This window comes from Aquidulcibacter sp. (assembly GCF_044346625.1).
Lineage (GTDB): Bacteria > Pseudomonadota > Alphaproteobacteria > Caulobacterales > Aquidulcibacteraceae > Aquidulcibacter.
Window position 1 is genome coordinate 1 of record NZ_JBIIYV010000083.1, and the last position, 10,371, is coordinate 10,371.

General features: G+C 53.7%; 12 protein-coding genes. 3 read left to right on the plus strand and 9 right to left on the minus strand.

The genetic code is table 11. From position 1 onward, the window contains the following. Positions 1-228 precede the first annotated feature (228 nt). The 3 genes from ACIQ20_RS14375 to ACIQ20_RS14385 all read right to left on the minus strand — a co-directional run bounded on the left by ACIQ20_RS14375 (position 229) and on the right by ACIQ20_RS14385 (position 4,978). Entirely contained in the window at positions 229-2,685 is a 2,457-nt protein-coding gene (locus ACIQ20_RS14375) for a glycoside hydrolase family 3 N-terminal domain-containing protein (RefSeq protein ID WP_395781461.1), read from the minus strand. A 30-nt stretch (positions 2,686-2,715) separates the two neighbouring features. Then, positions 2,716-4,008 carry a sugar MFS transporter gene (locus tag ACIQ20_RS14380; protein ID WP_395781463.1) on the minus strand — a complete coding sequence of 431 codons (1,293 nt, stop codon included), beginning with the start codon at positions 4,006-4,008 and terminating at the stop codon, positions 2,716-2,718. Positions 4,009-4,081: 73 nt separating this feature from the next. Continuing rightward, complete coding sequence (locus ACIQ20_RS14385; RefSeq protein ID WP_395781465.1) at positions 4,082-4,978, minus strand: family 16 glycosylhydrolase; 897 nt, start codon at positions 4,976-4,978, stop codon at positions 4,082-4,084. A gap of 481 nt (positions 4,979-5,459) precedes the next feature. Between ACIQ20_RS14385 and mobC the strand changes: the two genes are divergently transcribed. Continuing rightward, the gene (mobC, locus tag ACIQ20_RS14390; RefSeq protein WP_395781467.1) at positions 5,460-5,840 is read left to right on the plus strand and encodes a plasmid mobilization relaxosome protein MobC; all 381 of its coding nucleotides are present in this window, start codon (positions 5,460-5,462) and stop codon (positions 5,838-5,840) included. Further along, complete coding sequence (locus ACIQ20_RS14395; RefSeq protein ID WP_395781469.1) at positions 5,837-7,102, plus strand: relaxase/mobilization nuclease domain-containing protein; 1,266 nt, start codon at positions 5,837-5,839, stop codon at positions 7,100-7,102. The genes mobC and ACIQ20_RS14395 overlap by 4 nt, the downstream gene beginning before the upstream one ends. Before the next feature lie 6 nt (positions 7,103-7,108). On the opposite strand, the gene ACIQ20_RS14400 is transcribed toward ACIQ20_RS14395, so the two are convergent. Next, complete coding sequence (locus tag ACIQ20_RS14400) at positions 7,109-7,423, minus strand: type II toxin-antitoxin system RelE/ParE family toxin (protein ID WP_395781471.1); 315 nt, start codon at positions 7,421-7,423, stop codon at positions 7,109-7,111. Beyond that, positions 7,407-7,676 carry a type II toxin-antitoxin system ParD family antitoxin gene (locus tag ACIQ20_RS14405; RefSeq protein ID WP_395781473.1) on the minus strand — a complete coding sequence of 90 codons (270 nt, stop codon included), beginning with the start codon at positions 7,674-7,676 and terminating at the stop codon, positions 7,407-7,409. The genes ACIQ20_RS14400 and ACIQ20_RS14405 overlap by 17 nt, the downstream gene beginning before the upstream one ends. A 273-nt stretch (positions 7,677-7,949) precedes the next feature. On the opposite strand from ACIQ20_RS14405, the gene ACIQ20_RS14410 reads away from it, so the two are divergent. Then, positions 7,950-8,129: a hypothetical protein gene (locus ACIQ20_RS14410; RefSeq protein ID WP_346383026.1), complete on the plus strand. Its 180-nt coding sequence runs from the start codon at positions 7,950-7,952 to the stop codon at positions 8,127-8,129. 48 nt (positions 8,130-8,177) lie between these two features. On the opposite strand, the gene ACIQ20_RS14415 is transcribed toward ACIQ20_RS14410, so the two are convergent. The 4 genes from ACIQ20_RS14415 to ACIQ20_RS14430 all read right to left on the minus strand — a co-directional run bounded on the left by ACIQ20_RS14415 (position 8,178) and on the right by ACIQ20_RS14430 (position 10,094). Then, positions 8,178-8,663 (minus strand): DUF6194 family protein, encoded by a 486-nt coding sequence (locus ACIQ20_RS14415; RefSeq protein WP_395781475.1) that lies wholly within the window; start codon positions 8,661-8,663, stop codon positions 8,178-8,180. Next, positions 8,623-9,324, minus strand: coding sequence for a helix-turn-helix transcriptional regulator (locus tag ACIQ20_RS14420; protein WP_395781477.1), 702 nt, complete (start codon positions 9,322-9,324; stop codon positions 8,623-8,625). Before ACIQ20_RS14420 ends, ACIQ20_RS14415 begins: the two co-directional genes overlap by 41 nt. Before the next feature lie 8 nt (positions 9,325-9,332). Then, on the minus strand, positions 9,333-9,638 hold the full coding sequence (locus ACIQ20_RS14425) for a hypothetical protein (protein WP_395781479.1): 306 nt from the start codon (positions 9,636-9,638) through the stop codon (positions 9,333-9,335). Between the two features lie 243 nt (positions 9,639-9,881). After that, a complete protein-coding gene (locus tag ACIQ20_RS14430; RefSeq protein ID WP_395781481.1) occupies positions 9,882-10,094 on the minus strand; it encodes a hypothetical protein in 213 nt (70 codons plus the stop codon). Between the last annotated feature and the right edge of the window lie 277 nt (positions 10,095-10,371).

Genomic DNA, 10,371 nt, shown 5'->3' on the forward strand with positions numbered 1-10,371 from the left:
GCCAAACCCAAAATGGTCGCCCTCAACGCCCTCATGCGAAAACTCATCACCCAACTCAACGCCATGATGCGAGACCACACAGACTGGGCAAAAACCACTCCATCTTAAACACGGTTGCTCTCCCCCTGAGGGGGCGAGGGGAGAACGCAATAAGGATTGTCAGCCGGCTGCAGGAAAAGTGGCGAACCATGAAGGTACACCACTACTATCAGCGCTGATCACCCCAGACTAAAAACGACAAGCCGTTTCGCCACCACCATCCACCAGAGTAACCGCAGAGATCGACATCTCAAAGCTGCCGCTGGATTGAATCGAGAATGGCATGCCGACTTGGGTTCCTTTTTTGAAGCAGGACAAGGGCAAGAAGGCCGTCTTCCAGCCTTTTTGCTCGGCCAGCGCTAAGGAGGAAGAAATATCGATTTCATCGCGGCAGTTCGCACCGCAACTCATGGACAATTTCACCGGGCCGGTTGGGCGGGTGCCGATTTGATAGTCAATCCGAAGGGCTCGCCCTTCGGCAAGCGCCGCAGGGTTAAGCGCGGCAGAGGCCTCAAAACCGAACGAGCCGCCGGTTTTCCACGAAATGGTGCGGGCATCTTCTTGGGCATCGCGGTCCATCGAAACCACTTGCACATCGCCATTAGCGCTTGAGCCCTTGGCACCGGCTAAAGTCAGGCGCTGACCCTTCAAATCTTTTGCCACCAAGGTGAAGGGGGCCACGCTTTGACCGCGAGCAAACACGGCCACATCATTTTCGGCATTGGGTTGGCTGAGAGCGCATTTCTCGTCCAGCTTCGTCCAAGCTTCGCGTGCGCCATAGTTCAAACCAAAGTCATAACCGAAGAGGGGCTTATAGCCAGCCTCACCGGGATTCAGAGAATAGGAATCGCAAGCCTGTGGCCAAGAGAAGGACAATTTGCCTTTGAAGTCCTTTTGAACTTGGCCTGTTTTGGTCTGCAACAGCACATCGGCTAGGCCGCCGCCTTCACTGCCGGGCAGCCAAGCCGCGACAAAAGCGTTGGCGGCATTCAGCTCCCTATTCACCCAGAGCGGACGGCCCGTAAGGAACACGGCCACGACGGGAATTTGCTGGGCCTGAAACTTCTTCATCAAAGCCAAAGGCTTGGCATCGCCATAGGACAGGTTTTTGATGTCGCCCATAAACTCCGCATAGGGCTTTTCACCAAACACGACGATGGCGACATCGGGCTTATCTTTATAGCTGCCATCGACAGACAGGATGGCTTTACCGCCTGCGGCTTCGGCTTGTTTGGCAATGCCGGCAAAGATGGATTCGGCACCAGGGAAGTCGGCATTGGTGAGATCACCACCGCCTTGCCACGAAATCGTCCAACCACCCGATTGCTTGGCGATGCTATCTGCGCCCTCACCTGCCACCAGAATGGTCTTGCGGGGATCAAGCGGCAAAACACCGTCATTCTTCAACAATACCAGCGAGTCAGACACGGCCTTGCGGGCCACGGCCCGATGTTCTGGCGAGCCCAACAGCGCATATTTCCCGCCCAATTTCCGGGCAGAAGGGGCTGGCAAATCAAACAGGCCATAACGGATTTTAACGCGCAAGATCCGGCGCACGGCGTCATCGAGACGCTCTTGCGAGATTTTGCCACTGTCAACAGCGGCCTTGGTGTTGTTCAAAAGCTCTTTCCAGTCCTCTGGCACCATGAAGATGTCGAGGCCCGCGTTGATCGATTCTGGGCAGTCTTTATTGGTACAGCCCGGAATACGGCCATGGCCGTTCCAATCACCGACGACCAAGCCCTCAAAGCCCATCTGATTTTTCAGAAGGTCTGTCAGATAGGCCTTACTGCCGTGCATCTTCTGGCCATTGATGCTGCTGAACGAGGCCATGACCGTTTGCGCGCCAGATTTTAAGGCGGCGCGGTAAGGAAAGGCGTGGAGCTCAACCAGATCAGCTTCATTGCCGACTGTGTCGCCGGTATCAATGCCAGCGGTACCGCCGTCACCAAAGAAGTGCTTGGCAGTGGCGATTACATGATCTTGGCTTAGAAAAGCTGGCCCAACCCCTTGCAGGCCTTCTACCATTGCCGCGCCGAGTTCAGACACGAGACCCTTATCTTCAGCATAGCCTTCATAGGTACGGCCCCAACGGTCATCGCGTACCACCGCCAAAGTAGGCGCAAACGTCCAGTCGATGCCGGTGACCTTGATTTCAGCCGCCGTGATGCGGCCAATCTCGCGGATCAAAGCAGGATCGCGCGTCGCACCTAGGCCAATATTGTGCGGGAACAAGGTTGCACCCACCACATTACTGTGCCCGTGGACCGCATCGGTTGCCCACAATACGGGGATAACCGGGCTGCCATCGGCATGGGGGGTGCGTGAGGCCTCCCAAAACGCGTCAGCCAGTTTCAGCCAGTCTTCTGGCTTCGAGCGCTCATTGCCATATGGGCCAGAATTGCCGCCGTTCAGAATGGTGCCAAAGCGATATTTGGCCACATCTTCCGGCGTGATCGTGGAAATATCGGGCATGATGAGCTGAGCAACCTTCTGCTCCACACTCATCTTACTCATGATCTCGGTGATCTGGGTTTCGACTTTATCGTCCTTTTTAGGTCCAGAGGCGCAGCCCGTTAGGCCAAGCGATAGGGCAAGCACGGGCACGAGGCAGGCTCGGAGGCACTTCTGAAACAATGGCTGCATGTGAGAGCGCATAATCGTATTCGCTTTCGCTTAGGTTGCTGGTGCAGTGTTTTGACGATGGACGAACAGACCGAAGAATACGAGCCAAGCATAGCCAAGGATCGGCACGATCAGCGCGACTGAAAGGCCAACACTGTCTGCAGCAAAGCCGGTCACCAAGGGCAAGATAGCCCCACCGACGATCCCCATGCACAAGAGTGCAGCTGCCTTTGGCGTGTCTTCATCATTCAGGCCAATCACGGTCTGCGAGAAAATGGTTGGGAACATGATGGAGTTGAACAAACCAATCGAGAGAATGGCGATGGCGGCAATCTGCCCAGTCAACACCATGGCTAAAGCAGCCAAAGCAATCGCAGCCACAGCAAACACCGCCAGCACTTGTCCAGCCGGGAAGCGGCTCAAGATATAGGAGCCTGCAAAACGGCCCACCATGGCCCCGCCCCAATAAAGTGCGACCAATTTACCGGCTTGCGCCTCTGTTGAGCCCAAGATGCTCGCTTGGCTCAGGTAATTGACCAGAACCGAGCCAATTGCGACCTCGGCGCCGACATAGGTGAAAATGGCTATGACACCGAACAGGACCTTCTTGTTAGCCAAGAGATGAAAGCCAAGGCCTGTCAGGGTTTCGGTCTTGGCCATGGGCGGCAACAAATCGCGCTTCATGTAGAAGACGATCATGATCAGTACCAATACGGTGGCGATGCCCAGATAAGGTGCTTGCAAGGCCGCAGCTTCTGCCGCGCGCAGCGCATTCAACGCTTCTGGAGTCAGGGTCGAGATGTCCTTGGGGATTTCAGGCCCACCTTCAAGGATCAGCTTGGCACCAACGAATGGACCGATGAAGGTCCCGAAGCTGTTGAAGGCTTGGGCAAGCGTCAAACGGGCGGAGCTGGTCTCGGCGGCCCCTGCAATCGAGATCACGGCATTGGCGGCAACTTGCAAAATGGTGATGCCGGCAGCCAACACAAACAAAGCGAACAAGAAGCCCGGGTAGATGCCCACATGAGTGGCGAGCACAAATAGGACACAGCCACCGATCATCACGCCAAGACCCGCGATAATCCCACGCATATAACCAACTTTGGCCACCAAATTGCCAGCAGGGATCGAAAAGACAAAGTAACCCAAGAAGAAAGCTGACTGAGTTAGCATGGCCTCTGCGTAGCTGAGATTATAGAGCCCGCGGAATTTGGGGATCAAAATATCGATCAGAACTGTCGCAAAACCCCAGATGAAGAACAAAGCAAGCGACATAAAGAACAAGGTTCTGTCGTTCACATTGCCCTCTTGCGGCTTTGTCGTCACTGCGCTTGGTCCGGCCATTTCAAGGTTTCCTATCCTCAGTTTTTTGTTGCTTATCGTTTCTTATTTGGTCTCTCAAAAAGGCTATCGCCCCTTATTCTCCGCACGCAGCGGTATCATGTGAGCGTTCACATTTATAGACCCTAACCCAATCAATTTCCATTGTCTTGGGAAAATTCTTCGCCGAAACACCCCGCAAATTGCGTCCTTCGGGTAAGTTTCCCCCGATTGCGACATTTAAGATCAGATAAAATGCCTGATCGAAGGGCGCTGAAGGTCGGCTTGGGCTTTGGTCGACGTGCCATGTTGCAGGCGTTTGTGTGGCATAAGGCACCCCATCGATCGACCAGACCATTTTGCCGGCGTCCCAATCAAGGGTGTAGGTATGAAAGTCATCGAGACTACCTACCAAGGGGGTGGTTTTCGACAACAACTTGTTCTTGGGCCAAGCCCCACCAAAATGCAGCGTGCCAAGAATCGTATTCTCAGTTCCACCTGGGCAATCAGGGCATGGCTCACCCAGATTGACCGCCTCCATCACATCGATCTCGCCCGAGGCTGCCCATGGCCCATAGATTTCACCAGCAGGCAAAAGCCATATGGCCGGCCAAGTGCCTTGGCCCTGCGGCAGGCGCGCCCGCACCGAAATCCGGCCATAGCGCCAGTCGGCCCTGCCCTTGGTAACCAGCTTGGCAGAACTATAGGGCAAGGTCACTTCCTGAGCGCGTGCCGCCTTATTGGTGCGCTGTTCAACCGGCAAAGCATAGCCACGACGGCGTTCTTTGCGCGCTTGAATGACGAGGTTGCCGTCTTTGACAAAGCTATTCACTGGCCGCTCGGTATAGCATTGCTTTTCATTGTTACCGCCACCCCAGCAATCCACAGCATGGCTCCATTTGGTTGGATCAATCGCGGTGCCATCAAACTCATCGGACCATACAAGGAACCATTTGGCCGGGGCCTCTGCTTGGGTGGGTGCGCCCTGCGCCACAGCCTGATTCCCTAAGCCGATAGCGACGAAAGCCCCGACAAACCTGAGCATAATTGCCCGCAAACTCACGTATCTTCCGGCAAAAAACAGATCCACAGCGCCCTCCCCTTTTCAGTCAGTCTGCCTTGATCACCCCCAACTGCCTAGCGACAATGCCAGTCCTTGGGCCGGCGGGGCTATCGTTCCCCCGATTGTCAGCGCTGTTTATTGGGTTAGTTGAGAAGGTTAGTGCAACTAGGATTGTTAGCGATGCCGGGATGGGGCCAATGACTTGCAGGCGAGGTATCAGGCAAAGAAAAGTGGTGCCCAAAGACGGTTTAGACTCGAACCATTTGTTTGATGAATTGGATCGTTGGGCAGATGTTCTCAAGCATCTTGAGACTATAAACGCAAAAGACGAATCGATACGTCTTCGCGAAAAAACTGTGCGCTATTCAAGAAGCCCCCGAGCACGGAAGGTTAAGCGTGCAGGAGGTGGCGTATGAACGACACCCCGATCAAGAATCCCCTGCACCCTGTGTCCTTGCGCATGACATTCGAGGAAAAGGCGAACCTCGAATTGGCAGCGGCAAGCATGTCGCTGTCATCCTATATCCGGTGGCGGATTTTTGACCCTGCTTCGCCCCCGCCCAAGCGTCGCGGCATAAAGCCCATCAAGGACCATGCTGCCCTAGCCCGTGTTTTGGCTCTGCTTGGTCAGACGCGGATTGCGAACAATCTGAACCAACTGGCAAAGGCGGTGAATTCAGGAAGCCTTCCTGTCACACCTGAAACTGAAGCAGCGCTTCGCCAAGCAACCCACGACATTGCCGAATTGCGCCGACTTTTGCTGGAGGCTCTACAGATTGAGGCAACCCCATGATCCTCAAAGCATCTCAACGGTCTGGCGCAAAGCAATTGGGCACCCACCTTTTGCGTACCGATGAAAATGAGCATGTTGAATTGCACGAGATCAGCGGCTTCATGTCCGAGACGCTGCATGGCGCGATGAATGAGGCTTATGCTCTTTCAAAAGGCACGAAGTGCAAACAATTTCTATTCTCGGTTTCGCTCAGCCCGCCCGCACATGAAAGTGTGCGGGTCGAGGTGTTTGAGAAGGCAATCAACGACATTGAAGAGCGGCTCGGGCTGAACGGTCAACCGCGCATTATAGTGTTCCATAAAAAGGAAGGTCGCCGTCATGCTCATGCGGTTTGGTCGCGCATAGATTCTGAGACGATGACGGCAAAGCACCTGCCCTTCTTCAAAACTAAGCTGAACAACCTTTCCAAACAAATCTATCTCGAAAATGGCTGGGCGATGCCAAAGGGATTTGAGAATCCAAAGCTTCGCGATCCAACCAGCTTCACACTCAAAGAATGGCAACAGGCAAAGCGCGTTGGGCTTGATCCGCGTGAACTTAAATCCGCCGTGCAAGATTGTTGGAAGCGATCTGACGGCGCGACGGCTTTTGCGAACGCACTTGAAGAGCGCGGGCTTTACCTTGCGCGCGGTGATCGTCGCGGTCATGTCGTGCTAACACTTGACGGCGAAGCGTTTGCTCTCTCACGACTGATTGATGGCAAGTCAAAAGAAGTCACCGCAAAGCTGGGTGATCCGAACCAGCTTCGTTCCGTCGATGAAACCAAGGCGCTGATCGGTGAAAAGATCGCGCCACGTTTGTCATCCTATATCGCTGAAGCCAAACGCATGGCTATCAACGCCATGAATCCGCTGAAGGAACAAAAACAAAAATTGACCGACGCGCACCAAACCGCGCGCCAAGAATTTGATACCAAGATCAAAGATCGTTGGGACGCTGAACAGCGCGAACGATCAAACCGCACGCGCAAAGGCTGGGCTGGCGTTTGGGATTTCATGACGGGTCGGTATTTCAAAGTACGCAAGCAAAATGAGCTTGAAGTTCAATTTGCCAAAGAGCGTGATCGCACCGAACGGCATGAGCTGATCACCGCTCAACTCGGAGAACGGCAAGAGCTGCAATCGAACATCAAAAACGCGCGTCGCCGCGAAGCCGAACAAGTTCTCGCGCTTTATCGTGATGCTGCCAAGTTTCGCCGTATGCGTGAAGGACGCGAACAAATGCCTGCGCGTGTTCGTGACAAGGGCTTGGATTTAGGTTGAGGCGCGTCAGTCTTCTAACAGCGCTGACCAATTCTGCTTCATGTGTAGGACGCGGATAATCTGAAGACTGTCATCGACGATGCGATAGATAATCAAATGCGATTGATGGCGATGAATACGAACTGACGGCGTAAATTCTAATCGTTCACGGGCGATCAAGGGAGCATGCGCGATAAGATCAAACGTATCTGATAGATCGCCGATGTAGCTTTCAGCTTGTGTGACAGACCAAGTCGTCGCGGTATAATTCCAGATGGTTTCTAGATCATGCTCCGCTTGTGGAGTGAGCGTTATCGGGAGCGGACTATTTCGATCCGTCATGCTGTTGCTTCATGCGTGCCAGAAATGAGGCCTTGTCAAAAGTTTGCGCGGCTCCGCTATCGATGCCTTGAGTGATCAAAGCTTGAAGCTCGGCGATGCCTTCAGCGCGTTCCTGATCCTTGCGGATAAGGTCACGGACATAGTCGCTCGCATTGCTATAGCGTCCACCCTTGGTGCGCTCTTCGACCCATAGCTTCATGGGATCAGGCAGTGAGACGTTCATGGTTGCCATTGTGATACCTCCTACTTCCATTATGGCAGATTTTGGCAAAGATTGTCAATTTCCGAGTGATTTCCGTTTGATCGCGGGCGTTTGATGATCCTGATTGCCTCCTGTTGGCTGTCCCACTCAGTGATCCGCTAAGTCTCCGAATGTATCCGTGTCTGAATGGCTGTTGGTGCAAGGCGCGAAGCTAAACCTTCTCCACTTTGTTTCGATCACAAGTGATGCACCTTCATTCAGGCACGGAACTGATTTCTCCAACGCGGCTCACCGTGAGCGGCGCAAACAACAGGAGGAATCCAAATGAATACAATCATCAAAATAACCCGCGCTGATCTTGCACGTAAAACACGCTCACAACTTGCGGCACTTTTCCAACAAGCGAGCCTTGCGGTTTCAGCATCGCAAAGCGATCTGAACGCCGCACAATCCGCACTCTCGATGATCGATCAAGAGCTTACCCGCCGTGGTCCAGCCCCATAAGGGGCTGAAACAGCGAAGCCTCGAAAAGGAGCGTTAGCTCACCTTGGATCACTTAGTGCGCTGAAGTTTTCTCAACCTGCTTTGAAAGTTATGTTGTGCGCGCATGTGGGCATCCGCCAGAAGCGGCATGCATTTCTCCCAAGTTTCTGTTGATGGATTGAGGCAGGATACCCAAGACATCCACCCATAAATCGGATGTGGAGTGAGTTGATCGAGCGCCATGAAATCCCACGCACCTTCGACGACACCACCCTTTCTTGGGCGCGGTGGCGGCGGACCGAACAACTCAAAAAACGCTCCCTTGCTGACGCCTATGTTCAAGCGCCAAACTCCCTCTCGATCCAGTTGCGATGCAAGGTCATTCTCACCATCCTTCTGTTTGATCGTGGCAAAATACGTGCCCCGCTCGAAGATGTGATCCGGATTATAGAAGTAGGAGGTTTCGCCCCAAGCTTCCTTTGGAACGACGCCCTCAAGTTTTTCGGTAATGTATCTATGGACGATTTCGATCTCGATCCAATTGCTCTGCGACATGCTTCAGATAATCCTCAATAGTCTTGCCCGCTTCGGGCTGAAATTTCTCTCCAGTGGCTTCACACGCCGCTGTCTTGTCGATGCGGAATGCACGAAAGTCGTGTCGTAATTCGCACCAAGCCGAACAAGTCCAGACATGACCCCAGTATTCCATTTGCAACGGACGGATCACTCGAGTGGAAGTTCGCTCATCGAGCGAGCAGTAATCGATCTTCAATTTTAGTCCCTCGCGGATCGCGCGACGGATTAGAGGCATATGCCGAAAACCCTCCTGCGCCCGCTCGAAGGCATAGACACCAAATCCCCACGATTTTGGCGCTTGTCGGCGGTTCGACGCATGTTGACCCACTTTGTCCATTACCCGCTTTGCAGCTTCTTGAAGTTCAGTGTCCGCTGCTGCCTGAACAATCGACATCCCAAAACTCAAGGCTTCAAGCTCAGTGAAGGAAAGCGCCATCGGTGGCAGGAAGATAGGCTCACGCAACAGGTAGCCCACTCCGCGTTCGCCATCTATCGGGACGCCGGATGCAACTAACGTGTCGATGTCGCGATAGATTGTGCGGACAGAGACTTCAAGCGCGTTGGCGATGTCGCGGGCAAGGTGGAGCCGCCCGTCTCGGACGATCTCCACGATTTCCGCAAGTCGCTCACTGCGCTGCATGGGCTACTCTAGTTGATGACAACTTCCAGCTCGGAATGTATAAGCTGGACAGTCGGTCCGTTGATGGCCGAAAGGAAGTTGGCATTGCCGGGTGCCTTGCCGATCTCGGCTGCTGCGGCTTTTGCTGCGTCCATATCAGCCCACTGTATATGTTCGATCCACGTGCCATCTGCGGTGCAAGATAAACGGCGGTGCATAAAGCCGTCCCGTGCCTCGACCCAAGCATTCATACCCTTGGCTGCGGCGATAAACTCATCGCGGCTTACGCCCTCGTTGAGCTTGAAGGTGACGGTTTCGATTACATTTTTTGACATTGGGTGCTCCTCTTTGTTTGTTTAAAACGATTGTGCAACCATACGACAACTCAACTGACATTATATGTCAGTTGAGTTGTCGCGTCTTCGTTTCCTGTTTGAAAAACAGAAATAATCCACATGAAAGTTATACACGTAGACGCAATCCGCACTCACGATGATCAATCAAGAGCTTGCCCGCCGTGGTCCAGCCCCGTGAGGGGCTGAACCAGCGAAGCCCTGCCAAGGGGAAGTTGGGGAGCGTTAGCTCCCCTTCTTCTTGGCTGTTGGCTTGTCTTCGTTGATGCGCATGACGATCCGACCGTTTACAGGGATGGCATTGAGTGCGAGCGTGAAGCCTTTGCCGTCCTTGGTTGACCATGCAACGCCGATGTCGGTCCAGCGGGCGCTTTCGCCGTCACCTGTTACGTTGAACAAGCGGTGGCTTGGGCGGGATTTGGTTGTTGTGTCAGTCATATTGGTTCTCCTTCGTTAAATCGCGTTGGGACAATTCCCGCTGCGTCATGGGGAGAAAAGCGACCAGACGAATAAGACTGTGATCAAAGGTTTTGCGGATGCAAACTATTGCGCGGAGCTGCAAGGCACTGAAGCGAGCGACCTTGAACCCAGATCGTGTCCCATGGCGTGGTGTAACAGCGGCGTCATGATGTAGCCGGTTTAGGGCTGAGTTGATCATGTTCAGGGGACTGCGCTGAGCATGACGATGGGATCATTGCTTAAAGGTGCGAGAGTT